Source organism: Pedobacter sp. Bi126 (assembly GCF_918698245.1).
Taxonomy (GTDB): domain Bacteria; phylum Bacteroidota; class Bacteroidia; order Sphingobacteriales; family Sphingobacteriaceae; genus Pedobacter.
On record NZ_CAKKMS010000003.1, the window covers coordinates 726,373 to 751,907 of the forward strand.

25 protein-coding genes are annotated in these 25,535 nt (G+C 37.1%); 15 read left to right on the top strand and 10 right to left on the bottom strand.

The genetic code is table 11. From position 1 onward, the window contains the following. Window positions 1–39: 39 nt before the first annotated feature. The 4 genes from LQ201_RS13255 to LQ201_RS13270 form a co-directional block, all read right to left on the bottom strand. Window positions 40–624 (bottom strand): hypothetical protein, encoded by a 585-nt coding sequence (locus LQ201_RS13255; protein ID WP_230143003.1) that lies wholly within the window; start codon window positions 622–624, stop codon window positions 40–42. An 18-nt stretch (window positions 625–642) separates the two neighbouring features. Continuing rightward, window positions 643–1,224, bottom strand: coding sequence for a hypothetical protein (locus LQ201_RS13260; protein ID WP_230143004.1), 582 nt, complete (start codon window positions 1,222–1,224; stop codon window positions 643–645). Window positions 1,225–1,728: 504 nt separating this feature from the next. Continuing rightward, window positions 1,729–2,244 (bottom strand): hypothetical protein, encoded by a 516-nt coding sequence (locus tag LQ201_RS13265; RefSeq protein ID WP_230143005.1) that lies wholly within the window; start codon window positions 2,242–2,244, stop codon window positions 1,729–1,731. A 565-nt stretch (window positions 2,245–2,809) separates the two neighbouring features. Then, a complete protein-coding gene (locus LQ201_RS13270) occupies window positions 2,810–4,615 on the bottom strand; it encodes a hypothetical protein (RefSeq protein WP_230143007.1) in 1,806 nt (601 codons plus the stop codon). Window positions 4,616–5,249: 634 nt separating this feature from the next. On the opposite strand from LQ201_RS13270, the gene LQ201_RS13275 reads away from it, so the two are divergent. The 4 genes from LQ201_RS13275 (at window position 5,250) to LQ201_RS13290 (ending at window position 8,789) form a co-directional block, all read left to right on the top strand. Further along, window positions 5,250–5,813, top strand: a complete 564-nt coding sequence (locus tag LQ201_RS13275) for a hypothetical protein (RefSeq protein ID WP_230143009.1) — start codon at window positions 5,250–5,252, stop codon at window positions 5,811–5,813. Window positions 5,814–5,862: 49 nt separating this feature from the next. Continuing rightward, window positions 5,863–6,219 (top strand): hypothetical protein, encoded by a 357-nt coding sequence (locus LQ201_RS13280; RefSeq protein ID WP_230143011.1) that lies wholly within the window; start codon window positions 5,863–5,865, stop codon window positions 6,217–6,219. 165 nt (window positions 6,220–6,384) lie between these two features. After that, entirely contained in the window at window positions 6,385–7,128 is a 744-nt protein-coding gene (locus LQ201_RS13285) for a zinc ribbon domain-containing protein (RefSeq protein WP_230143012.1), read from the top strand. Window positions 7,129–7,301: 173 nt separating this feature from the next. Continuing rightward, a complete protein-coding gene (locus LQ201_RS13290; protein WP_230143014.1) occupies window positions 7,302–8,789 on the top strand; it encodes a tetratricopeptide repeat protein in 1,488 nt (495 codons plus the stop codon). On the opposite strand, the gene LQ201_RS13295 is transcribed toward LQ201_RS13290, so the two are convergent. Then, window positions 8,786–9,862: a 3-oxoacyl-ACP synthase III family protein gene (locus LQ201_RS13295; protein ID WP_230143016.1), complete on the bottom strand. Its 1,077-nt coding sequence runs from the start codon at window positions 9,860–9,862 to the stop codon at window positions 8,786–8,788. The genes LQ201_RS13290 and LQ201_RS13295 overlap by 4 nt on opposite strands. A gap of 267 nt (window positions 9,863–10,129) precedes the next feature. On the opposite strand from LQ201_RS13295, the gene LQ201_RS13300 reads away from it, so the two are divergent. Continuing rightward, complete coding sequence (locus tag LQ201_RS13300; RefSeq protein ID WP_230143017.1) at window positions 10,130–11,122, top strand: hypothetical protein; 993 nt, start codon at window positions 10,130–10,132, stop codon at window positions 11,120–11,122. Between the two features lie 127 nt (window positions 11,123–11,249). Here the strand turns inward: LQ201_RS13300 and LQ201_RS13305 are convergent, their stop codons facing one another. The 3 genes from LQ201_RS13305 to rsfS all read right to left on the bottom strand — a co-directional run bounded on the left by LQ201_RS13305 (window position 11,250) and on the right by rsfS (window position 14,382). After that, on the bottom strand, window positions 11,250–11,894 hold the full coding sequence (locus LQ201_RS13305; protein WP_029274908.1) for an LUD domain-containing protein: 645 nt from the start codon (window positions 11,892–11,894) through the stop codon (window positions 11,250–11,252). A gap of 64 nt (window positions 11,895–11,958) precedes the next feature. Then, the gene (gene ftsH, locus LQ201_RS13310) at window positions 11,959–13,980 is read right to left on the bottom strand and encodes an ATP-dependent zinc metalloprotease FtsH (RefSeq protein ID WP_230143019.1); all 2,022 of its coding nucleotides are present in this window, start codon (window positions 13,978–13,980) and stop codon (window positions 11,959–11,961) included. A 27-nt stretch (window positions 13,981–14,007) separates the two neighbouring features. Then, on the bottom strand, window positions 14,008–14,382 hold the full coding sequence (gene rsfS / locus LQ201_RS13315; protein ID WP_057930976.1) for a ribosome silencing factor: 375 nt from the start codon (window positions 14,380–14,382) through the stop codon (window positions 14,008–14,010). A 44-nt stretch (window positions 14,383–14,426) separates the two neighbouring features. Between rsfS and LQ201_RS13320 the strand changes: the two genes are divergently transcribed. The 4 genes from LQ201_RS13320 to pfkA all read left to right on the top strand — a co-directional run bounded on the left by LQ201_RS13320 (window position 14,427) and on the right by pfkA (window position 18,481). Further along, a complete protein-coding gene (locus LQ201_RS13320; RefSeq protein WP_230143021.1) occupies window positions 14,427–15,203 on the top strand; it encodes a biotin--[acetyl-CoA-carboxylase] ligase in 777 nt (258 codons plus the stop codon). A gap of 7 nt (window positions 15,204–15,210) precedes the next feature. Continuing rightward, window positions 15,211–15,660 carry a protein-disulfide reductase DsbD domain-containing protein gene (locus LQ201_RS13325; RefSeq protein WP_230143023.1) on the top strand — a complete coding sequence of 150 codons (450 nt, stop codon included), beginning with the start codon at window positions 15,211–15,213 and terminating at the stop codon, window positions 15,658–15,660. Between the two features lie 150 nt (window positions 15,661–15,810). Next, window positions 15,811–17,505 carry a protein-disulfide reductase DsbD gene (locus tag LQ201_RS13330; RefSeq protein WP_230143025.1) on the top strand — a complete coding sequence of 565 codons (1,695 nt, stop codon included), beginning with the start codon at window positions 15,811–15,813 and terminating at the stop codon, window positions 17,503–17,505. Then, entirely contained in the window at window positions 17,498–18,481 is a 984-nt protein-coding gene (pfkA, locus tag LQ201_RS13335; RefSeq protein WP_116250375.1) for a 6-phosphofructokinase, read from the top strand. Before LQ201_RS13330 ends, pfkA begins: the two co-directional genes overlap by 8 nt. A gap of 85 nt (window positions 18,482–18,566) precedes the next feature. Here pfkA and LQ201_RS13340 read toward each other — a convergent pair whose 3' ends face one another. Further along, window positions 18,567–18,890, bottom strand: a complete 324-nt coding sequence (locus LQ201_RS13340) for a heavy metal-binding domain-containing protein (RefSeq protein WP_230143027.1) — start codon at window positions 18,888–18,890, stop codon at window positions 18,567–18,569. Between the two features lie 175 nt (window positions 18,891–19,065). On the opposite strand from LQ201_RS13340, the gene LQ201_RS13345 reads away from it, so the two are divergent. Then, window positions 19,066–22,155, top strand: coding sequence for a VIT domain-containing protein (locus LQ201_RS13345; RefSeq protein WP_230143028.1), 3,090 nt, complete (start codon window positions 19,066–19,068; stop codon window positions 22,153–22,155). A gap of 168 nt (window positions 22,156–22,323) precedes the next feature. On the opposite strand, the gene LQ201_RS13350 is transcribed toward LQ201_RS13345, so the two are convergent. Then, window positions 22,324–22,845: a 5'(3')-deoxyribonucleotidase gene (locus LQ201_RS13350; protein WP_230143029.1), complete on the bottom strand. Its 522-nt coding sequence runs from the start codon at window positions 22,843–22,845 to the stop codon at window positions 22,324–22,326. A 144-nt stretch (window positions 22,846–22,989) separates the two neighbouring features. Here LQ201_RS13350 and LQ201_RS13355 point away from each other — a divergent pair, with 144 nt between their 5' ends. The 5 genes from LQ201_RS13355 (at window position 22,990) to LQ201_RS13375 (ending at window position 25,509) form a co-directional block, all read left to right on the top strand. Beyond that, window positions 22,990–23,562, top strand: a complete 573-nt coding sequence (locus LQ201_RS13355; protein ID WP_029274896.1) for a 30S ribosomal protein S16 — start codon at window positions 22,990–22,992, stop codon at window positions 23,560–23,562. A 140-nt stretch (window positions 23,563–23,702) separates the two neighbouring features. Further along, window positions 23,703–24,230 carry a ribosome maturation factor RimM gene (rimM, locus tag LQ201_RS13360; RefSeq protein ID WP_121285403.1) on the top strand — a complete coding sequence of 176 codons (528 nt, stop codon included), beginning with the start codon at window positions 23,703–23,705 and terminating at the stop codon, window positions 24,228–24,230. Window positions 24,231–24,360: 130 nt separating this feature from the next. After that, window positions 24,361–24,825, top strand: coding sequence for a hypothetical protein (locus LQ201_RS13365; RefSeq protein ID WP_230143030.1), 465 nt, complete (start codon window positions 24,361–24,363; stop codon window positions 24,823–24,825). Next, the gene (locus tag LQ201_RS13370; protein ID WP_305800047.1) at window positions 24,815–25,015 is read left to right on the top strand and encodes a helix-turn-helix transcriptional regulator; all 201 of its coding nucleotides are present in this window, start codon (window positions 24,815–24,817) and stop codon (window positions 25,013–25,015) included. Before LQ201_RS13365 ends, LQ201_RS13370 begins: the two co-directional genes overlap by 11 nt. Before the next feature lie 59 nt (window positions 25,016–25,074). Next, on the top strand, window positions 25,075–25,509 hold the full coding sequence (locus LQ201_RS13375; protein ID WP_230143031.1) for a DUF4488 domain-containing protein: 435 nt from the start codon (window positions 25,075–25,077) through the stop codon (window positions 25,507–25,509). Window positions 25,510–25,535: the final 26 nt, after the last annotated feature.

The window sequence follows — 25,535 nt, forward strand, 5'->3', positions numbered from 1 at the left end:
CATTAATTTATTAGTTTATTAAAATGAAGAGGTAAGTTGTTAAATATTATATCGTAGCATTTGGGTACCGAATTGACTCAATATACGGTAGGTGTAAATGCTTTGGTTGATCTTTTTAATATCTCCGTCCATTGACAATAGAATTCGTTTGTAAATGTCTATTTCAGCATCATAAACATATAAAGAATTGGTAAACGATCCTGCGTCACAGGCAATATCTTCATGATCCTCAATCGGAGACTGTAGTAGATCCGCTATCATTTCTTCCGTAATAATATTGGTTTTCTTTTTATATCCAAACCACGGTTTATACTCCACAGAATTCGTTAGGTTCTCAAATAGTTCGGCAGGTGTTATTTCACCATCTTCCTCGGGTTCATAAACTGTCTTCTGCATGGGGTCAACCATTCCGGTGGGTGTGCACCACTTCCATTTATCTGTAATTGCATAGCGATAGTCTTTTGATAATCTGTAATTGTATTTACGCCCTTGTGGATCGATAAAGAAACCATAGTGCTCTGTGCCCCATGCTATGCTATAAAATTCACTTTGGTAGATAAATGGTAATTTAACAGTACTAAACTTATCGGCACTATCATTGGTGATTATATGTTTTGTTACCATATGTTTAATCTAATTGGCTTATAAACCATTTCCCTTTGCTTTCATTTGTTCGTCGTATAAATCCACATCTATAAAGCAATATCTATCTCCGATGTAGACAATTCGATTGCTCTGTTCAGAATGGCCATACACATATCGTATTAAGGAAACCCTTTCTCCATTAATATCATACTTTTTCTTTAAACCATCGACTTCATCCCCACCGGAAAGCGTGCGTTCATTCCACTCACCATATTCCTTGCTAATCTTTACGGCAACTTCAGAAGATACAAACATCTCTTTATCTCCGCTAATTAAGTAAACGTTGATTTCTAGTAGCCTATCTTTATAGAATACTAATCTGATTTGTCTAAGGGGGTAATCAAAGATTCTGTATTTCTCGATATCCTTTACACTCCAATTCTGAAATTCTGGATCAGCTAGTCCTTTAAGCTTTTGAAGCGATGCTATCGCCTTAATCTCTTTTATATTAGATCCTAAGATAAACTTATTGAACCCTCGTTTGGTATCGATCTTCTGTTGTGCATTGGCAAGAGTTGTAAGTATTAGCAACATTACCACGAAACCTAGTTTATTGGTAATTCTTTTAATGATGATCATAATCAATCATTTGTATTATATGCAAATATTCCCCAGATAGCAGCTATTACAGATATAACAGCGAAAATAGTTCGACAGGTTACCGACCACTCATCTATTTCAGGATTCCACTGTGTAAACGAGCAGATTAAATAGATGATGAATGTTGGTACTAACCAAAGTAGGAACGAGAATACTCCTTTAGACATAATTTAGATTTTAATCCGATTGTCCCTAATCGATCTTTAAATACAATAAGCGCAGGACTGTAACCTTACTCTGTCTAAAGAGGCACCTAGGAGAGCCCACACAACAGAGAGATCACGCCCCACGCTTATTGCATGGAGCGTTATTCTAACTGCTCTCGTTGTGTTTAGAAATTTCCTAGGTTTCCTTAGACAAGAACTTTTAGTTAACGCTTATATCTTAATTATTATTAAACTGGTATATCTATACTTTCGATTTTAATGTTTGATGTAAAGATAATAAGCAGAATTAAATAAAGCGCATTACTGCGCTCTATTTTTATGATTCCAGTTTGTCGACCGTTGCAATTGAAACGTAGTTGTTCTCACCTTCTGCAACTCTCCTGTAAAAGAAGTTGTGGTGCTGATCAGCTTCTCGGAAGTTTACCCTTAATGCATATTCAATCCCTGTTGTATTGTCATTTGATTGGGTAATTTCATATGCTTTACGAAGGAAAATATTAGTTAAACCTGATCCAAAGCGTTCTAAAGCTTCACCACCAAGGTCTATAAAGATGTATGATTTGCCCTCTTTGCTGTTTGATAAGGTAATGTTCCAGAAGTAATTTAAGTGTTCGCTGATCATATTGCTTTTGTATTCGTTCTTTACATGATCAACAGTGGCATACGTCCTGTATTTAGTTAAATCGAACTTTCGTAATTGTTCTGTAGCTGCATCAACAATTAAGTTATATGCCTTTTGAACTTCTGTGTTTACTAAAACTTGTTGTTCGTTTATAACAACAAATTGTGTCTGTGTCGGTACTGCCTTTGCAGTTCTTGCTTTTGCTTGCATTTTAATAGAATTTTAAATGTGAAACTTGGGTTAAATGAAAAATGCCTCCAATTGGAAGCATTCACGTTAAATTGGTATATATAGAAATACACCGCCTTTTGGGACGATGTATTGTAGTTTTATTGGTAATGAATGGTTAGGCTGTGTAACTGGGATTGATCGATTTTAGGGTATTAAAAGCTTGTTAAATTGCACTTGTCGAGGTTGGTTAACTGTATGAATTTCGATTTGATGACTTTTGACTTTAGTCTTTTAAATTTAAAAGTCAGTGTTTCAGACAGCCTCTCTGTTTAATTCTCAGACGGAATTTTAATGGTTAGAAGCTAGAAATCGTTTTAAATCCCCCTGACATAAAAGCGGGGGTATGAAGTATTATAACCTTCGCGTTTGAAGCACACAGGTCAATTTTAAAGTCATTGCCAAAATATAAAAATAAAAATTTGAAATTGGTGCTGTAATGGCCTTTACTGGCTTTAAACGCCAATGGCATAAATTCATACTCAAACCCTCTTATTATATATAAAAGGTAGAATGATAATATAAATTTATGCCAAAGGGTTTATGGTCAGGAAGCTTGTTTTAAAGTATATCTAGTGCTAATAATCTGGTATGCCAGCTGTCTTTTACCCTGGTCATTATCCACTTTGCATTCTTTAAGGTTGAATATCTGCAATTCATCTAAATCAGTAGCTTTAGCACTCTTTACTTTCCCTGTTTTACCAAGTATGCTGTACTGTTCGTAAAGCTGTTGGAGCTTGTTTTTGATGTATTTCCTAGAATATCGAACGCCTATTTGGAATTCATCAATCAGTGCTATTATTAGTTTTGTTTCAGCATTCTTATTGCTATGCTCTATAAGTTTTTGTTTCATTAAATCATCATGGAATTCAGTATTAATAAGTATCTGTTTGTCTAAAATATCTATTGCCTGCATTAACAGTTTGTATTTGCCCTCTAGACTGTTGAAGGCTTTCTTCGCATTGCCATATTTATAAAGGCTTGGGTCGGCTCTATACTCCATAATCAATTCATAGACAGCTTTGTTAATCTCATTCTTTGGTTTATTCTTGGTTTCTAAAGTTTCTAAATCCCAGATTACCATTTCAGCTTCATAGCGTGATTCTTGCCAGCAATGTTTAATAGTGTCAATATTGTTGTAGGTGCTTCTGGTGTAATTATCGTATAAAACTTGGTTAGACTTCATATGGTCATATATTGCAATTGATTCATTTACTAATGATGCAAAGGGTTTGATTAAGTCTAATATCCCCTGAGATATCTGCTTATCGTCATTTGAAGCAGCTTTTGCATAATTGTTGTAGTGGGTTATCTGTTGGTTTGCCTCCCATTCAGTTTCTTCTCGAACTTTAGCAAAAGACTTATTATATCGTTTATTACGATTAAAACTGTTTGTAATATGGTAAGTGTTGATTGGCTTAACATTCCTTAGCCTTCCCATGCATTGTACCCCTTTTATTCCAATATTCATAAGGCTATGCTTAACTTTAACGTCAGTTACAAATATCATCGTCGTATTAGCATCATCTAGCATATCCCATCCTTCAACATAACGGCAGCTGTAAAAGTTATACTTTGCATACTGCCCAGCAATTGGTCTATCAAGAATTCTGTTGCCATATTCATGAAGATTAATCTGGTTTCGTTCAGAATCAACACAGTAAATGTTAAAATCAGTAATTCCGCTCGCACGGATGATGTTACCAATAGCCGTAACCGTGTTAAAGAAAACATGGACATTGCCTTTAAAGCACCATTCATTTAAGATGGTACAAAGTATATCCTGTGGCTTGTTACCATATATAATCTGAATTTTGCCTGCGGTTTCTTTATAAATCATCTTATACCTCTGCATCTTCAATATTCTAGGGTCAGTGTAAGGAAAAGGTGTTGCAGAGCCCATAGCTTTGTACTTAAAATTAAAGAAGAAATCAAAGGGTCTTAAAATGCCTTCTCTAAAGCTTTCACTTGCAAAGCAATGTGATTCATCTAGCAAGCAAAAGAACTCGTCATATAGAACCTGCTCCATCTTCGCTTTTCTAGCTGCTGTAATTAATAACGGGAAGCTCTCGGGTGTTATTAAAATCTTCTTCTTTGGCGTATCATTCAATAAAAATTCTTTTAAACTATGCCCCTCTCCTGTGTAAATGGCATGGACATTAATCTTCTCAGCAATACAATACGCTTTTTTGTCGGCTATTGTATTAACTTGTGGGTTTACTATAATACTGTGACGATCTGCTTCTAGTTCTGCTGTCGTCAAACCGTTACCGGTTGCTGTTTTATCTATGTTACTGTTGTTCGGTATTAAACCGTTAAGGAAAACGCTCTTGATTCTGTCGCCTTCATTCATTTTAATTTCAATTGTGGTAGTCACTGTTAAAGCATAATTATTTATCAAATTTGGATCTGATCATTGCTAAACATCTGGTAAGGCTCGGAGGATCTTGATTAAGCTCGCCAATTTTATGACATGGTAATGCAAATAAAAGGCCCGAAGGAAGTGGGCCCGTTATTATGAGATTTGATATTTAGCTTGCTTATAACTGATTGGTACAAAGATCGGGATTTTTAGTAAGCGTTTCAAATTCGTGGTATAAAATATTATAAGGCATTCCTGCTCACTTCCTGATCATTTGTATATCGGGGACGAACAAAAAAATTAAACTGTCAGTCAGTTTGATCTTTAAAAACTAATTTCTAATTTTGCTTCAGCTAAAAAGAATTGACGACGGCAATATCGATTTAGTAGTTACCGAGGAAATAACTTTAACACCATTGGTTGTTAAGGTAAAGGACAGGGACGAAAATTGATCTGGCTGGTAAGTCAGCACCTTTATAAGATCAATTACAGCATAACAATTAGATTAAGCGGATCCTAGCTTATGACCATGTTAGCCCTAGGGCTAAAAACAACATGATAGTCGACATTATTCGGCTGTACCTTCGCTTATAGTAAGTTTAGGTGTTAAACTAATTGGAAACAAATGGAAAATTTAAACAACGACCACTATGGTCAGGTTGTCTCGTCAGACAACATAAGTAACAGTTATAATGTTGCTGTCATATCATCTGTTGAAGATGCACTTGTCGCAGCTAAACCGAATAAAAGAATTATTCAGTCCAAAGCAGACCTAAGCGATGCGGCTCGCAATCGAAGATGGGCGCTTTTACCATATTACAAAGATGAATATATCTTCCCAATCCTAAATAATCTCGAGCAATACAAACTTAATACGTGGAAGCAGGTAATGGCTAAAGTTGAATTCATTCACGAAGGGAAGCATGATACCGACTATTTCAATGCAATTGCATCTCAAATTGTAGTAGGAAAGGTAAGCCTTACAGAAGATATTGTACCCTTTATAATTGGATTAAGAAGAAGCCTGAAGCTTCCGGCCTATATCGGAAATATCGAAAAGTCTTGCATTGCTGACTTCTTGCAAATGCACATGGCAGAGATTGTCTATTCATCACATCAGGATAGCAAAGGTCAGCAACAAATTGATGGCTATTTGCCAATCATAAGCTTATTAGATCAGAATAACTAATTATCTATGTTCAGTGCCCGTCGCATTGAACATAATTAAAATTATTTTAATGGATAGAACAATAGAAAAACTGCTTTTATTGGCTAATCAGCAGAACTGGGTTATATCATCAATGGATGATTTGTTAATCTTTGAACACGAAATGTTAAGCAGTGGTGTTATTTACGATTGTCCAACTGTCGATGATTTAGAATATAAACTTTACTTAATACAAAAAGAAAATGATGATCTGAATAATAAGATCAATGAACTTAATTCAATTGAGGGTGTTTTAAAAAGAATACTTAATGGTGTCGAGCGTTTAACTGATAGATTACCGAAGCCGATAAGTAGTTATAAAGATAAGCGAGCAAAACAAAAAGCAATTGCCAAAGATCAGGTTAATAGGAAATTATGTGTTGATTAATTAAATATTCCTTATCTTTGCAGACTTTAACAGAGACAAAAGCGTGTTGGCGAATACGACAAAGTTATACAAAGTGTCCTTAAATGTGTCCTTTTTAAAGTTAGTTCATTCGTAACAGATTGAAAGTTAGTTTAATACACTTATACCCATAAATTACTTGTTTTAATGGAACAAACCGTAGAACAAAAGCTAAAGGCTTTATACGAATTACAAAATATCCACACAAAAATTGATAAGATCCGCCAGGTACGTGGTGAATTACCAATGGAAGTTGCCGATCTTGAGGATGACGTTTTAGGATTAGAAACTAGAATTTCAAAAATCAAAGGCGAACTTGATGATCTTGAGGATTCAATCGTAACCCGTAAAAATACAATTAAAGATGCGCAAGCTGCCATCAAAAGATACGATACTCAATTAAAAGAAGTTAAAAACAACCGTGAATACGATGCTTTAACGAAAGAAATTGAGATTCAAGGTTTAGATATTCAGGTTTCTGAAAAGAAAATTAAAGAACACGGTTTCGAAATCACTTCTAAAACTGAAATCTACGAAGCTGCTAAAGCTGAGTTAGATGGCAGAAAGAAAGATTTAGAAGTTAAAAAAGGCGAGCTTGATGTAATTACTGCTGAAACTGAAAAAGAAGAGCAAGATTTACAAAAGAAAGCTGATAAAGCCGAGCCTCAAATTGAGGAGCGTTTATTGGTTGCCTATAAACGTTTACGCAAAAATGCTGTAAATGGTTTAGCTGTAGTAACAATCGACCGCGATTCTTGCTCAGGTTGTTTTAACCAGATTCCTCCTCAACGTCAGTTAGATATCCGCCAACGTAAAAAAATTATCGTTTGCGAACACTGCGGGCGTATTTTGGTTGATGAAGCTTTAACGCATGAAGTAGCAGAAGCTTAGTCCGCATCATAAAATTATTAGAACGTCCCGATTTAATCGGGACGTTTTTTGTTTAGACCTATTTTCTGGCGTTTACACAAAACAAGAATATGATTTTAGCGTTTAATGTAGATATTTGTTTAAATGTGAACTACTGTTGCTATAGCACAGAATCAAACTGAAATATATCCCGAATGACTAAAATCTTCCCTGTTTTTGTATTTTCTGCTCTTCTCCTGCTTCCAGCGTCTTTATTTGCAAATTTCGATTTTAACAACAATTGCTTAAATGCCTATAAAAGTATATTCGAACTTAAGTTAGGCAATGCAAGAGCTTATATCTCTACTGAAAAAAAGCAGCATCCCAATAATTCCATTATTCCGCTTTTAGAAAACTATGTAGATTATTTTACGGTTTTAACTTCAGAGAGCAAAGCTGATTTTGATCGCTTAAAAGGCAATAAATCTACACGGTTAGATCAGATTAGTGATGATGATAAAAGTTCCCCGTACTACCTGTATGCACAGGCAGAAATTAATTTGCAATGGGCACTGATCCGTGGTCGTTTTGGTGAATATTTTAATGCTGCAATGGAGGTTAAAAAGGCTAACAGCCTTTTGCAGGAGAACAATAAGAAGTTCCCAAATTTTCACCTTAACCTTAAAGGTTTGGGTTTGATTAACGCGGTTTTGGGTAATCTTCCGGATGGAGCTTTAAAAACAGCGCTGTCTACTTTTGGAATAAAAGGGAACCTCCAGAACGGATTAAATATGTTCGAAAAACTGGCCGATAATCTACCGAAATCTTCCTACGAGCCTTTTTACGAAGAAGTGGTGTTTTATTATGCCTATGTATTAACAGATGTGGCGCATAGCCCACAGGCCTATGCAAAAACAATAAAATATACCGAACGGATTGCCGATACCAGTTTATTAAAAAGTTATTTGCAGAGTTATGTATGCATCAAAAACGGGCATAGTGAAGAAGCTATCGTCATTTTGGCCAAGCGACCTGAAGGAGGCGTGTATCAACCTTTTCCTTATTTAGATTATCTGGAAGGCATTGCGCACCTGAATAAACTGGATCTTAATTCAGGAACCTATTTTAACCGCTTTTTGCAGGCAACCAAGGGCGTGAATTTTGTGAAGGACGCTTACCTTCATTTGGGCTGGATCTCTCTTCTGAAGGGAGATAAAGCGGCTTACGCAGCATTTGCAGCCAAGGCAGTTAAAAACGGATATACCTACATGGAAAAAGACAAACAGGCGAAAGCCGAAGCTACTTCAGGAACGCCAACAATTGATCTGTTAAAAGCCCGGTTACTGTTTGATGGTGGTTATTTGAACAAGGCCTTACAGATCCTTGATGATAAGAAAGTAAAGGATTACACCAACGATAAGGACAGAACAGAATTCAATTACCGATTAGGTAGAATTTATGATGATTTAGGGAAAGACGATCAAGCATTAACAGCTTATCAGGAGACAATTAATGAGGGCAAAAACCTGAAATATTATTTTGCTGCCAACGCTGCAGTGCAGATGGGTAAGGTTTACGAAAGACGGAAAAATAATGCGAAAGCAAAAGAGGCTTTCAATACAGCCATTGCCATGAAAAATCATGAATTTGAAAGCAGTATTGAAAGCCAGGCCAGGGCCGGATTAAAACGGTTAGCGAATTAGAAGCGGTGTATAAAGGCATTAATGTGCATCCCTGCTCCTACTGAAGCAAAAACAGCTACATCGCCAGGTTTAACTTTATAACCTTTAACTTCGCCTTTTAATACCAGGTCTAATAAGGTTGGTACGGTGGCAACTGAACTGTTTCCTAACCATGAAATCGTCATCGGGACTAAGTTTTCTGGTACTGTATCTTTACCATAAAGCTTAAACAAACGTTTCATGATAGCCGTATCCATTTTTCCATTAGCCTGGTGAACAAATACGATATTTACATCTTCAACGCTTAAGCCTGCTTTATCAATGGCCTTTTTAATCACCTGAGGCACCTGAACTACCGCAAACTCGTACAGCTTACGCCCATTCATTTTTAAATAGAGGTTTCCATTGGTTTCATCAGGATGAGAACTCTTGCCCATGGTTAATAAATTGCCATGGTTTACGGCATGCGTTTCTGTTTTATGTGCTAGTATTCCTCTTTTTTCTTCTGATTCTTCTGCCTCGAAAATTACAGCGCCTGCACCATCCGAAAAGATCATGCTATCACGGTCATGTGGATCGATAATGCGGCTCAAGGTTTCTGCACCAATAACCATAACACGTTTTGCATCTCCGCTTTTAATATAATAATCTGCCTGTATCGCACCTTGAACCCATCCCGGACAACCAAAAATAATGTCGTAGGCAACACAGTCTGGATTTTGAATACCTAATTGTTGTTTTACCTTTGAAGCCAAAGAAGGCAAAATATCTATGCGGTTGCTACCTAAAGGGATATCGCCAAAATTGTGACAGAATATAATATAGTCTAAAGTTTCTTTATCAATTCCTGCATTTTCAATGGCTTTTTCTGCGGCCTTTGCGCCAATATGATTGCTTAACTGCTCGGGGCAGGCGTAGCGTCTTTCTACAATTTCCGTAATCTCAGAGAATTTATCAATGATCTCCGAATTCTCTTTCTCCAATAGACTCCCATTCTCAAAAAACGTAGAATTTAGGAATTCATTACCAGAAATAATATTCTGTGGAATATAACTTCCAGTACCGGTTATTACCGTATTTATTGCTCTGCTCATAATTATAATACCGCATACTAAAACGGTATGTAGTATAAAAATATCAATTATATTCGAGAAACGAAAATTAATTAAATATTAACGGAGCTTATTTTCAATTGCGAATTTTAATAATCCTGCTTTCTCAGTCACGTTTAGCTTCTGTGCCATATTTTACCTGTTTTTTCATAGATATGGTATTTAAGCCATGTACTAAATATACCCAGTAAAGGGTATATAAATCATTTAGTTGATCGGGTATTTTTACAACAAATTAAACGAAATAAAATGAAAAGTTTCTTGACCATTGTTTTGCTCTTGTTCATGGTACAGGTGGCAAATGCGCAATCGCATGTTTCGAAGAGCGAATATGCCCGTTATAATTGCAGGTTTGCACCTAAAGGCTGGAATAACGCGGAGGGAAAACTGATGTGCCCTGCTTGTGACAAAGAAAATGAGGACGCCCGCAAAAAGAAAATAGCGGATGATAAAGCTGCTTCCGCTGCACATAATTTAAAAAATGAAAAACTTAAAGCAGAAAACGCAATTGCTTTTAAAAAGAAACAGGCAGAATATGCAGCTAAGAATAAAGTAACTGAAGTGCATGTTACGATGGGTAAAACGCCGGCAACCGAGAACAAAAAGCCCGAGCCGACTGTAAAGAAAGGCCCGGTTAAGTTAGGCAAAGATATACAGCTCTATGCAGGTTGGGGAATGGGTATGTTTACCCACAATAGCCGGGCTAATTGTTTTTTAAACGAGAATAAAGATACTGTGCTAAAGAGTAACGATTATTTAGAGGCTTATGCTGTAATGGGCGAAAACAAAAATAATTTTCCAAAGAACATTGGAATCGTACTTTTAAAGGAAACCAATAAAATATCAAACGGAAGAGAACTAAATGTTGCCGATATAGTCGACCTTAAAGGAAAAAGATATTTCAACGATAACACCATTAGTACCATTTTTCACCTGGCTGATGATTATTTTGTGGTATGCAAAAGCCCAACCCTTCCAGAATGGCGCTCTTATGGAAATAATTATACCGGTTACGAAAACGTTGAAATTTACAACCTAAAAACCAAGAAAAGTATAAAACTGGATAAAGATGCTGGCCGCTTTGTAAGCATATCCATCTATGTTGGTGGCAGAAAAATGCCAGGTGAACCTGATCTTACCCCTTTTCTCTCACGTGTATATACCAATTATGATGAAGATGTGTATTGCCTTAATGCCAATAGGGAAATGGTGGTTAAGAAAATATTAAAAGCGGATAGGTAACAACATTCAACAGTCAATCTTTTTTGGACAATTAAGTTTTGCAGTACAAAAACTATGATTATGGCGGTAACAAAGTCGTTGCTGCCATTTTTAGTTCTGAGCGGTAATTGCCAAAACTAATATAGTTTTAACTAAAATCATCAATGAGAAATACAAAAAGCTCTTTAGGTCCGTGCGCGCCTAAAACCAAAGTTTTTTCGATATCGGCAGTTCTGCTTGGGCCTGTAATGTTGCTGATCATTGATGGGATTTGATTGCCATACTTGTTCTTTAATAACAGAAAAGCATCTTTAAGATCTAAAACCAACTGACTGGTTTTGGCGATCACGATGTGATGATGTGGAAAGATGCTAAGCCTTCTTCCGGCAGCACCCTGGTTTGTTACCATAACACTTCCATTACGGGCAATTAAGGCTTCGCAAAGGGTAATGCCTACCTCGGCCTGTTCAAAATCTTTATCGGTTTGGTAAAAAGGAAATTCATATTTGCTTAAAAACTGTTGAAGTTCCGGTTCCCAGCAGTATATTTTTCGCCATTTAAACTTGTCGGCCAACTGTAGCATGTTTTCAAAAAAATCGATCCCGTCTTCGCAGAAGATAAAGTTGCCAGATATAGCGGTGAGCTGTTCGGCAAATAATACCTCTAGCTCATCCGTATTTTTTTTATACAATTGACTTTCTTCTAAATTAGGATAAGGGTTTTCGCGCTTTTCTAATAGTGCTTTCCTTATCTTTTTTAGTATTTGTTCTTTCGCTGTCGTATTATCCTTCATTATAAAAAAAAGCTACCCTAATAATTAAACTAGGGTAGCAAATGTAATAATAGAAATTATTTATTTATGCTTCTACCGGAGTAATATGTCCGGGAGTTCCGCTTTCTCCTTGGCTTTCGAATAAACGTTTACCAAAAATCACTTCTAAATCGTCTTTAAATAAAACTTCTTTTTCGATCAGGATATCGGCCAATTGGATTAATTTATCTTTATTTTCTTCTAATAAACTAATTGCTCTTTGGTATTGGCCTTCAATTAATGCCGAAATTTCTTTGTCGATAGTTAAAGCAGTATCCTCTGAATATGGTTTAGAGAAATTATACTCATTCTGACCAGATGAATCATAATAAGTAATATTTCCTAGTTTATCGTTCAAACCATAAATGGTAACCATTGCTCTGGCTTGTTTATTTACTTTTTCTAAATCGCTAAGTGCACCGGTAGAAATGGTATCGAACATCACTTTTTCAGCTGCCCTACCACCCATAGTTGCACACATTTCATCAAGCATTTGGTGCGGGCGAACAATTAAGCGTTCTTCTGGTAAATACCAGGCTGCGCCTAAGCTCTGTCCGCGTGGCACAATCGTAACCTTAACTAAAGGCGCCGCATGTTCCAACAACCAGCTTACTGTGGCGTGACCAGCCTCGTGGATCGCAATAGCGCGTTTTTCGGCTGGCGTAATGATTTTGTTTTTCTTTTCTAAACCACCTACAATTCTATCAACAGCATCTAAGAAATCTTGCTTGTCAACTGCCGATTTATTTTTACGGGCAGCAATTAATGCCGCTTCGTTACAAACATTTGCAATGTCTGCTCCTGAGAACCCTGGCGTTTGTTTTGCTAAAAATTCGGTATCAAGCTCTTCTGATTTTTTAAGCGGAGTGATGTGAACTTCGAAAATTTGTTTACGCTCGATAACATCCGGTAAATCAACATAAATCTGTCTGTCGAACCTCCCCGCCCTTAATAAGGCCTTATCTAAAACATCAGCACGGTTAGTGGCAGCTAAAATGATAACATGTGTATTTGTGCCAAAACCGTCCATTTCAACTAAAAGTTGATTTAAGGTGTTTTCGCGTTCATCATTTCCACCCATTACACCATTTTTACCACGCGCTCGGCCAATAGCGTCAATCTCATCAATAAAGATGATACACGGCGATTTATCTTTTGCTTGTTTAAATAAGTCGCGAACACGAGATGCACCTACCCCTACAAACATCTCCACAAAATCAGATCCTGACAGAGAGAAGAAAGGAACCTGAGCCTCGCCTGCAACAGCTTTAGCCAACAAGGTTTTACCGGTACCCGGCGAACCTACAAGTAAAGCACCTTTAGGGATTTTTCCACCTAAATCGGTATATTTTTTAGGGTTTTTTAGGAAATCTACAATTTCCATTACCTCTGTTTTTGCTTCTTCTAAGCCTGCAACATCGTTGAACGTAATGTTTACCTGGCTTTCTTTATCAAATAAAGTTGCTTTTGATTTTCCGATACTGAAAATCTGACCGCCACCGCCAGCACCACCGCCCATTCTGCGCATCATAAAGATCCAGAAACCGATTAAAAGCAACACAGGTAAAATGATACTTAAGAACCAGCTTGCTAACGGATTGCTGCGGCTGGTTTTTTCTGCCAGTATCCTTGGTTGGTTAGCCGGAAGGTCTTTTTGCGAATCTGCCAGTTGTTTATCAAGGCCATCCATTGTGCCGGCATTGAAATATACAACAGGGCTAGCATTGTTACTGTTTACATTAAACGTGCTATTGCTTTTATAAGCATCGTATAGTTTCTTTTTCTCTAAACTATCTTTTTTGATGTAAACCTCTACCCGTACTAAATCATCTGATTTATAAGCAACAACTTTCTGAACATCACCTTTAAGTAACATCTGTTGTTCAAACTTTTGGTAGGTAACCTCTTTACCGCCATCGGTAGTAAATAAAAACTGTGCGGCTATAATCGCAATGATAATGGCTGCATAAACCCAGAAAATATTAAATTTTGATCCTTTTTGTGGTTTTTTGGGAATATTTGGAATTCTTTTTCCTTGTTTTTCGTTGGTATTTTGATTGTCGTTCATTTGTCTTTGTCAAAATGGTTCTATAGGTTATGCGCTTTGATAATTTGTGCTTTCTGCATCCCCCCAAAGTTCTTCTATGCCATAAAAGTGGCGCTTTTCGGTTTTAAAAATGTGCACAACCACATCGAAATAATCAAGAATAATCCAATCTGCTGATTCGAAACCTTCTTTATGTCTTGGATCGGCCTGAGTGGCTTTATATATTTCTTTTTCTACACTATCAGCAATAGCTTTTACCTGAGTACCGGAATTGGCGCTCGCAATAATAAAGTAATCAGCCACTGAAGTATGAATATTTCTAAGATCTAACCGCACTATATCTTCTCCTTTTTTCTCCTGGATGCCGTGAACAGCTAACTCAGAAAGGTATGTAGAAAGGGCTACTATTTTCTTTTTTACCATTAAAATGCTTTAATTTTGGAATTACAATATTATAAATTCAACACTTGCAAAATAACACTTTTTCGACACTATTTGTTGGTCAAAATTTAATCAAATTAAAAGAAGTTGATTCTACTAATAACTTTTTAAAAGATTTGGTGTCAAAATCCGAGCCATTAGCCGAAGGGACTGTAATTATGGCAGATAATCAGTTTGCCGGAAGAGGACAGCAGGAAAGCGTTTGGCAAACACAGGCAGGAAAAAATATAAGCACAAGTATTTATTTAAGACCTTCGTTTTTGCCCCTTAATAAACAGTTTTATTTAAATATAGCTGTTAGTTTAGCCGTTAGTGATGCTTTATCCTGCTTTGTTCCAGAAGGGATAAAAGTAAAATGGCCTAATGATATGTATTACCAAAATAAGAAATTAGGTGGAATATTAATCGAAAATACACTGACAGGCAATTCCATTAAATCATCAGTAATTGGCATTGGTTTAAATATTAATCAATCCGAATTTTCGGATAGTATTAGCCAACGTGCTACTTCCGTCATTCAAATTTTACAAAGAGATGTGCCTTTAATGGATATTATGGAGAAATTATTCATATTTATGGAAAAATACTACTTAATTTTGAGGGCCGGGAAATATAGTATTTTACAAAATGATTACCTTTCAAGGCTTTATAACTTCAATATTCAAGCGTTGTATATGCAAAATGGAGCGTTTTTTGAAGGTATTATAACAGGAGTTGAAGATGATGGTAGGCTAACGGTTGATACAAAGAACGGCTTAAAAGTCTTTAATTTTAAAGAAATAGAATTTACACACACAAAATAAACACACAATGAAAAAAATCAGCCTAGTGCTTTCGATGGTACTTTTTACCATCGCAGGTGCATTTGCCCAAATCGAAAAGCCGGTTACCTGGGCTTATTCTGCAAAGAAAATAAGTAAAGATGAAGCCGTTATATATTTAAAGGCTACAATCGAAGATAGATGGCATATCTATTCGCAAAATGTGAAAGATGGTGGTCCGGTAAAAACGACTTTTACTTTTGCCCCTTCTAAAGATTTTAGCCTGGTTGGTAAAACAATCGAGCCTAAAGCAATTGTTAAATACGAAAGTACATTTAAAATGAATGTAAGCTATTTCGAAAAAGCAGTAATTTTCCAGCAAAAGGTGAAATTAAATAAAGGTACAACTGCTGTTAAAGGTAAAGTGGAGTTTATGGTTTGTAACGATAAACAATGTCTTCCACCAGAAGAAGTTGAGTTCAGTGTTCCGGTTAAATAGTTGACATCAAAATATTTACAAGCAGTCCCGAATTTTCGGGACTGTTTCTTTTTAAAGTAAAATCTACGTGTTGTAGTGGTTTATAAAAAATCGTTTCTAAAATTATTCTTAATTTCACGGTTTCAAAAAATACACACACAAAACACACAAATGAAAAAGGTTTTATTATTGTTGTTAATGGCTACAATGTTTATTGCATTGCCTGCCGTTAAGAGTTATGCCCTGGTAACACAGGATACCGCAGCAACTGTTCCTCCCGATGATATTGTTTTTACCGAAGTAGGTTCTGCACAGGATAGTGCAGCCAATAGCCAGGTAAAAACGGAAAAAGATACCCTAAAAAAGGATACAGCCAAAGTAGAAAAAGCTGTCGTAGCTGGCAAGGATGCCCCGAAACAATCGCTTTGGGTAACCTTTGGTTTAGGCCTTTTGGCTGGGATAGCCGCTTTTTTTCTTCCATGTATTTTTCCCATGGTTCCGCTTACTGTAGGTTTTTTTACCAAAAGAGCCGAAAGCAGGGCAAAAGGAATCAGAAGTGCCATTATTTACGGCTTATCGATCATTGTAATTTATGTTGGTTTAGGAGTAATTATTACTTTGATCTGGGGCGCCAGTGCATTAAATGAAATATCTACCGATGGATTTTTTAATATTTTCATCTTTCTAATACTCATCGTTTTCGGCGTATCGTTTTTAGGTGCATTCGAAATCACCTTGCCAAGTTCCTTTGTAAATAAACTTGATGCTAAATCGGACGCTAAAGGTTTAAGCGGGATCTTTTTCATGGCAGCAACTTTAGCGGTTGTATCCTTCTCTTGCACGGGCCCACTGATCGGAACCTCGTTAGTTGCCATTAATACCGATTTATTAACACCGGTTGTGGTAATGTTTGGTTTCTCCTTATCGCTAGCGATAATTTTTACCATGTTTGCTATTTTCCCGAGTTTAATGACGGGATTGCCAAAATCTGGCGGATGGTTAAACTCTATTAAAGTTTTTCTTGGCTTTTTAGAACTGGGCTTATCTTTAAAATTCCTTTCAACAGCCGATTTGGCTTATCACTGGGGCATATTGGATAGAGAGATTTTCTTGGCCATTTGGATTGTACTCGCGTTAATCTTAGGCGTTTATTTATTGGGAAAAATCAAATTTTCTCACGATAGTGATCTTCCTTATGTTTCAGTGCCAAGGTTATTTATTGCAACCGCCACTTTCGTGTTTGCAATATATTTAATTCCGGGCTTATGGGGAGCTCCTTTAAAAGCCGTAAGTGCATTGGTACCTCCGCTTTCTACTCAGGATTTTGTGATCGGACAAGATAGCGGTGGTGGATCAAACCAAACCACAACAACCGGTCACACTAAACGTAAATATGCTGAATTCCTGCACATTCCGCATAATATTGATGGATTTTTTGATTACCAGGAAGCATTGGCTTATGCAAAGGAGGTAAAAAAACCGTTATTCCTTGATTTTACGGGCCATGGCTGTGTAAATTGCCGCGAAATGGAAGCAAGAGTTTGGTCTGACCCGAGCGTGCTTAAAAAATTGAAAGAAGACTATATTGTTGTGTCGCTTTATACTGATGATAAAACTGATCTGCCAGCTGCTGAACAATTTGATTCTAAAATTTTAGGTACAAGAGTGAATACGGTTGGTAAAAAATTTAAACATTTACAGGCCGAAAGATTTAATACCATTTCGCAACCATATTATGTACTTTTGGGTACTGATGAAAAAGAATTAGTTTCGCCTCCTATCGGAGTAGAATTTAATATAGATAAATATTTGCAATATCTGGACAATGGATTATCAGAATTTGCTAAGAAACAAACAAATGAATAAGATTAAGAATATTGGTGTTTTAACCTCTGGTGGAGATTCGCCAGGCATGAATGCCGCAATCAGGGCCGTAGTAAGGGCCTCAATTTATTATGATATTGAAGTAACCGGGTTTATCCGTGGGTACGAAGGGTTGATCAACAATGATTTTATCCCTATGGACCGCAAATCTGTAGCAAATATCATCCAGCGCGGAGGAACCATTTTAAAAACCGCACGCAGCGAAGCTTTTAAAACCGTTGAGGGAAGAAAAACAGCTTACGAAAGCCTAAAAGCCAATGGAATTGATGCCTTGGTTGTAATTGGTGGTGATGGAACATTTACAGGCGCAAATATTTTTTCAAAAGAATTCGATTTCCCAATTGTTGGTTTGCCTGGCACTATTGATAACGATTTGGCCGGAACAGATTTTACCATTGGTTACGACTCTGCCATTAATACCGTTATCGATGCGGTGGATAGGATCAGAGATACAGCCGAATCGCACGACAGGCTTTTTATAGTGGAGGTAATGGGCCGCGACTCGGGCCTAATTGCTTTGAGAAGTGGAATCGGCGTGGGTGCCGAAGCCATTATGATTCCGGAAGCAAACATGAATGCAAACGACATTTTGCATAAACTGGAACATAGCCGTAAAGATAAAGCGTCGAAAATTATTATCGTCGCCGAAGGTGATGATACCGGTGGCGCATTTAAGGTTGGCGAAATTCTACAGGAAAAATATCCGCATTATGATACTAAAGTTTCAGTTTTAGGGCACATTCAGCGTGGTGGAAAACCGACATGTATGGATCGTGTGCTGGCGAGCCGCTTAGGGGTTGCTGCTGTAGAGGGTTTAATTAATGGCGAAAGCGGGGTTATGGCTGGCCAGATTAACCGTGAAATTGTTTTTACCCCTTTTGATCATGCCATTAAACACATTAATGCTGAAAAAGTGAGCTCTAAGTGGCTTAAATTAATTGATATACTTTCGTTTTAATCGAAAACAGGATATAAAAAGAAAAGTCTTTCCCGCACCGGAAAGACTTTCTTGTTTTTGCTTAGTTTTCGCAATAAGCAATTTCTTAATCTTCTAAAACAACAGCAGTACCATTGGCGCTCACCATTAACATGCTGCCCCCGCTGCCAACAGTTTCATAATCTAAATCTACACCAACAATTGCGTTTGCGCCTAATGCGGCTGCGTACTGTTGCATTTCGTTAACTGCTGTATCTTTTCCCTCTCTTAAAACGCGTTCATAAGAACTCGATCTGCCCCCTACTATATCTGTTATACCTGCAAATAAATCTTTAAAAATATTTGCGCCAATAATGGTTTCTCCGGTAACAAGACCTATATATTTTACAATTTTTCTGCCCTCAACCGTGGGTGTTGTGGTTACTAACATAGTTTCCGTTTTAATAATTAGAACAAATTTTTTTAGAAATGTTACATTTTTTTAGAAAAGCCCATTTTGGATTTTCTAAAAGGGTTTTTACTTCCAAAACCAAAAAAGATGGGGGCTCCGAAAATAAATTTATGTAATCGCTAATGCTTTTGCATCCCTATTTAAAATTACCGTTATGAGACCATCTAAAACCTTACTCATCCTTCCCCTATTATTGGCCATATATTTTGTTCAGGCGCAAATGCCCGTTTTAAAGGTGCAGCAGGCCGAAACTACCGAGCAAAAAGATGCTGTTAAACTGAAAAAGTTAAATATCGACGTGCAGATTACCGGAAATATTGCCACAACGGTAATGACGATGACCTTCCATAATAACAGTAACCGCATTTTAGAGGGTGAATTAACATTCCCCATGCCCGAAGGGGTAAGCATTAGCCGTTATGCTTTAGATATAAACGGAAAGATGCGTGAGGCTGTTCCGGTAGAAAAAGCGAAAGCAACAGAGGTTTTCGAAAGTATTGAGCGCCGTAGGATAGATCCGGGCTTGCTGGAGAAAGTTGAAGGAAATAATTTCCGCACGAGGATTTATCCCTTACCAGCAAATGGCAGCAGAACCATAATTGTAGGTTATGAAGAAGAGTTAAGTTTTAATCATAAGAATGTTTTAAAGTATCATTTGCCATTAGATTATAACCAGGCCATTGAAAAATTTTCGTTAAAAACTACCGTTTTCGAAAGTATTATAAAACCAGAACTGGGTGAACAGCCAGACGGCAGTTTTGATTTAAAAGCCAACGGAAATACCTATGTTGGCGAAATCAATAAAACCAACTATCAGCCTAAAAATGGTCTTACTATCAATCTTCCAAAAAGAAATGACCTGACTGAAGTGCAAATGCAAAAGGCATCAACAGGTTATTATTTTCTGGTTAATGTTTTTCCTAAAACTGAAAGCCGTCAAAAGCAGTGGGCTAACCAAATTGGTTTAATCTGGGATACATCTTTAAGTGGTCTTCAGCGTAACGCAGAGAAGGAAATAGAATTGCTGGATTTGATTATCAAACAAAAACAAAATTTAACCATACAGTTGGGTTTGGTTAATAATGGATTTAAGAAAGCAGGCACTTTTGTCATCTCGAACGGTAACTGGACACAGTTAAAAGATAAACTGAAGAATCTGGTGTATGATGGAGGAACAAATTTCAGCGCCATAAATTCTAAAAGCCTGCAGGCCGACGAATATATCTTATTTACTGATGGACTTTCGACATTCGGAAAAAATACAGTGCGCTTAAATAAAACCGTTCATTGTATCAACACAGCTTTTAAAGCTGATTATAGCACCTTGAAATTTATCAGCATGAAAACGGGTGGACAATTTGTTAACCTGAACTCTATTTCGGTAGGCGACGCTTTTAAACAATTAAATCAGCAGAGCCTTCAGTTTTTAGGGGTTAAAAATGGAGCAGATGTAAGGCAGACTTATCCTTCAATGAAAGTAAATGTAAACGGACATTTCTCTTTAGCCGGTATTATGAATGCGTTTAATACGGAATTTACGTTGCAGTTTGGTTTTGGAAATACTGTTGTTTCAGAACAGGTTGTTCGGTTAAATGCTACGGAGCATACTTTAAGCAGCATTGATGTTAGCCGTGTTTGGGCACAGAAGAAAATTGCTGAAATGGACATTCTGTATGAAGATAATAAGGATGATATTAGTGTTTTGAGCAAACAGTTTGGCATTGTTACCCGTAATACCAGCCTCATCGTGTTAGAAAATCTTGATGATTACCTGCGTTATGATATTGTGCCCCCTATTGAACTACAGCAGGCCTATAATGCGGTTTTGAAGCAACGCAGAACAGCTATTTTGGAACGTAAGCAAGATCTGATCAATGCTGCGGTAGCCATGACCAAAGAACTGAAAACCTGGTGGAATACAGACTTTTACTATAAAGAGCCAGAAAAGAAGAAAGAAAGATACCCTGATCCAGGCCAAAGAGATGTAAATGGAGATCCGACGGCTAATATTGTAATGGCTGAGCCTGTTGGGGAGGGACCTAGAAGAGAAGCCGCTGCACAACAGTTACGTGCAAGAAACAGAGCTGAGTCTGCAAGTCAGGTAAGAATGCCCGCGGCTGTTGCAAAACAAGATCAGGCAACAATTGCGAGTGAAGATAAAGCCCTCAATGAAGTTGTAGTTGTGGGATATGCTGCTCAACGAAAAACTTCTGTAACGGGATCAGTCACGACCATTAGAGGCAATGCTTCAAGCGCTCTCGCGGGTAGGGTTGCAGGTGTTCAAGTACAAAATGTAGATGCAATAAGGATGCCGCCACCAGTACAACAACCCGCAATTGTTATCCCCGAATTTAAAAGCGATAAGGATTATATGAAAAACCTGGTTGGAAAGCCGGACAGTGCTTATCAGGCTTATTTAAAAATGCGTTCAAGCTACATCAGCACGCCTATGTTTTATTTTGATGTGGCCAATTGGTTTTACCAGCAGAAAGATAGTGTTAGGGCGCTGACCATTTTAAGTAATATTGCAGATCTGGATTTGGAGAATGCCGATTTATATAAAACTTTAGCCTATAAATTAAAGCAGACCGGAAATTATAAAGATGAACTTTTTATAACCCAAAAAGTTTTGCAGTGGCGACCAATGGATGCGCAGAGTTACCGCGATTACGCTTTAGCACTGGCAGATAACGGGCAATACCAGGCTGCATTAGATCATTTATATAAGGTACTTACCCAAAGTTATAACAGTCAGATTGCTGATAGAGATCAAGGAATTGAGGAGATTGTGATATCGGAAATCAATAACCTGATTGCAAAACATGGCAATAGCTTAAGTGTCAAAGGGGTTGATAAAAGGTTAATCCAGCCTTTGCCAGTAGATGTGCGCGTGGTGCTCAACTGGAATAAGAACGATACCGATATCGACCTATGGTTAACCGATCCAACTGGTGAAAAAGGGTTTTATGGAAATTCGAGAACAAAAATAGGCGGCAGGATCAGCAACGATTTCACTTCGGGTTATGGCCCTGAACAATTTATGATCAAAAAAGCAATCAAGGGAAAATATAAAATCGAAGTTAACTATTACGGCGATAGTCAGATTAACATTAGCGGACCAACAACAGTAACAGCTGAGATTTATACCCGATACGCAACAGGTAAACAGCAGAGAAAAGTGATTGTATTGCCTATGGCGGCTGGAAGTAGTGGCGGAAACCTGGTAGGCGAATTTAATTTTTAGGAGAAGATGATTACACAGATTGAGGGATTACACAGATTGAGGGGCCTTATGAGTTAAGATCGTCATTTCGACTGTAGCACAGCGGAATGGAGAAATCTATAATTTATGTTTAAATAATTAGCTATTAGATTTCTCCACTGCGGTCGAAATGACGGACTTTGCTAGGGCCTATAGCAACAAACCCGCTACTTCCTCCCAGGTATTTACACGTTCATATTCTGTTACAAGCAAATTGTGGGGCGAAGAAAATAATAACGGACGGCCGGCAAAGTTCACGAAGTTTTTAATACGGTCGTCGATTATAATATCAACATTCACAATTTTATTTCCGCAGAACATCATGTGCTGCCAATCAATGAACGGAAAGTGTTCGATCATCCAATCGTACTTGTCAACCAATGAATTTCGGAACTCCATTGCCGCCGAAACAATATAAACATCATATTTCTCTTGTAAGGCCTTAATCACCCGTTGGCTATCTGCAATAACCTCAAGATCTCGGAAAAAACCGGGTTCATTTATATATTCGAACCATTTCTGGTTAACATCTTGCGGAACATGGTGGTAGATTTCGTTTCCGGCATCAATTTTTAAATCTAAAGGAACGTTAAAATCCCGGTTATATAGTTTAATAAATTTTCCAAGGGCATCGGCAATTACCTCGTCCATATCAATCGCAATTCTTTCCATTTGTATCTGCAGAATATTTCGGCGCAAATATCCTGAAAACAAAGAAATTAAACTATGTTTTTAATTTACAGTATTTTAGTTATCTTTGCAGCCCCGCAGCATGAAGCTCCGGGAACTATGTTGAATACATAAATACAAAAAGAAATGGCAACTAAAATCAGATTGCAAAGATTCGGTAAAAAAGGAAAACCTTTTTTCCACGTTGTGGTAGCAGATTCTCGCTCTCCACGTGATGGTAAATTTATTGAGCGTTTAGGTTCTTACAACCCAAACACCAATCCTGCAACCATCGAAATTAACTTCGAAAAAACTTTAGCTTGGGTTAACAGTGGTGCACAACCAACTGATACTGCTCGTGCTATCCTTTCTTACAAAGGTGTTTTGTACAAAAAACACTTAGAAGGTGGTGTTAAAAAAGGAGCTTTAACTCAAGAACAGGCAGATGAAAAATTTGCAGCTTGGTTAGATGCTAAAGCAGGTAAAATTTCTGGTAAATCAGAAGGTTTAGCTACTTCTAAAGCAGATGCGCGTAAAGCGGCATTAGCAGCAGAAGCTAAGAAAAAAGAAGATAAAGCAGCAGCTATCGCAGCTAAAAATGCACCAGTTGCAGAAGAAGTTGTTGAAGAAGAGGTTACTGAAGAAGCACCAGCTGTTGAAGCTGAAGCAACTGAAGAGGCTCCTGCAGCAGAAGCTACTAAAGAAGAAGGAGCAGAATAATTTTAATTATTTTGTCTCATAAAATAGCGTTCCGAATTTCGGAACGCTATTTTTTTAACTAAAAATGTCATCCTGAGGCACGAAGGATCTGTCCCATCATTAGTAGATCCTTCGTGCCTTAGGATGACAACTACAATTATATGAAACACGAAGAAGCATTTTATATTGGTTACGTTACTAAAACGAGGGGTTTAAAGGGAGAAGTTCAGGTATTTTTCGAATTTGATGAATACGAACAGCTCGAATTTGATGTGGTATTTGCCGATATGAACGGCAAGCTTGTTCCGTATTTTGTAGCTTCGGCAAAACTGCAGGCCAATAAAACAGGCTATTTTAATTTTGATGATGCTGATCATATTGATAAAGTGCAGCCGCTATTAAAAAAGAAATTATACCTGCCCCTATCGCAAATGCCCGAACGCGAAGAAGGAGAATTTTTCTATACCGATTTTAAAGGCTATTTAGCAATAGATGAAACCTTGGGCGAATTGGGCGAAATTTTGGAAGTAAACGAATATCCGCAACAATTTGTGGCTACTGTGATGTATAAAGAAACCGAAATCCTGTTTCCGCTAAATGAAGATTTTATTGTAGAATACGACGAAGATGAAAAAACATTAACCCTCGATTTACCTGAAGGGTTACTGGATATTTATCTGGAAAGCTAAAAAAATCAAAAATATTTTCTTGTTTTTTACCATTGTTAAGCCTGTTTTGTAAAATAAAACATTCTTTTAGTAAAAAATACTTGACATTAATATCAAGAATACTTTACATTTGGTAAAAAATATTTGATATATGAAAAATTCGCTTTTAATTCCAAGCAAGTACAAGGTAATTGGCTGGATAATTTTTTTAGGTTTTTGCATCTTGGGATTCTTCTGTTTAACTAAAGAATTTAGAATCCCTGGTTTTGAAATTTATTCATTAAAGAATATAAATGAAAACTCACCAATTACTTTCGCTGATTATAATTTAACCAATGAGTTTGCGATTTTAGGTATTACCATAGGATTACTAATGATAGTCTTTTCTAAAGAAAGAATTGATGACGAATATATTGCTGTACTTAGGCTAAAGAGTTTGCAGTGGGCCGTTTTGGTAAGTTATGTTATACTGTTAGCCATAAATTTTTGTTTTTACGGGCTTTCATTTTTGATGATTTTGGTGTATAATATATGGACAATACCCATAGTTTTTTTAGCAAAATTTAATTATAGTTTGCAGCGATTAAGAAAGGAAAGGTTTTCTGATGAAAAATAATATCCGTGTACAACGTGCCATTAAAAACATTACACAGGCAGAACTGGCAGACCTGATCCAGGTTTCGAGGCAAACGATAAATACCATCGAATCGGGGAAATATGTCCCATCAACCGTGTTGGCGCTAAAAATGGCCCGGGTTTTTGATAAGCCCGTTGAGGAAATATTTGAGCTGGAGGGCGGCGATTAACAGCTAATGTTTTTTAAGGAAAAATTGTTAATTTAGGTCTCATACTAACCAAAATTAACATGCTCAAAAGAATATCAAAAATTGCCGTAGTTTTCCTTACAGTGTTAACCACCTTTTCTTGTAAAACCGTACAACAGGCTAATTTAAAAGAAATCAAACCATTTGTTGGCATCTGGAACGACACTACCAACCCCGGGAGTAAGATCGTTTTTAAAGCGGATGGAAGTTTTTACAATATGACCAATGAAGGTGGTGTACAGATCATCACGCATAGTGGCACATTTAAAATTTTATCAAACAACATGTATGTGCTGAATATTTCGGATGCAAGGGCTGATGCTACTTACGATCTTAAAGGCAGGCAATATGCAAACTATTACACCTTAAGCAATGACAAAAAAACAATGAAAGTAAGCGGTGTTGTTGACGGACGGAACGGTAGAAAGCCCTTGCAATGGGCGAGCGATCTGATAAAGGTTAATACGCTGGATTAATATTTACCACAATGAGTTTCAATAAT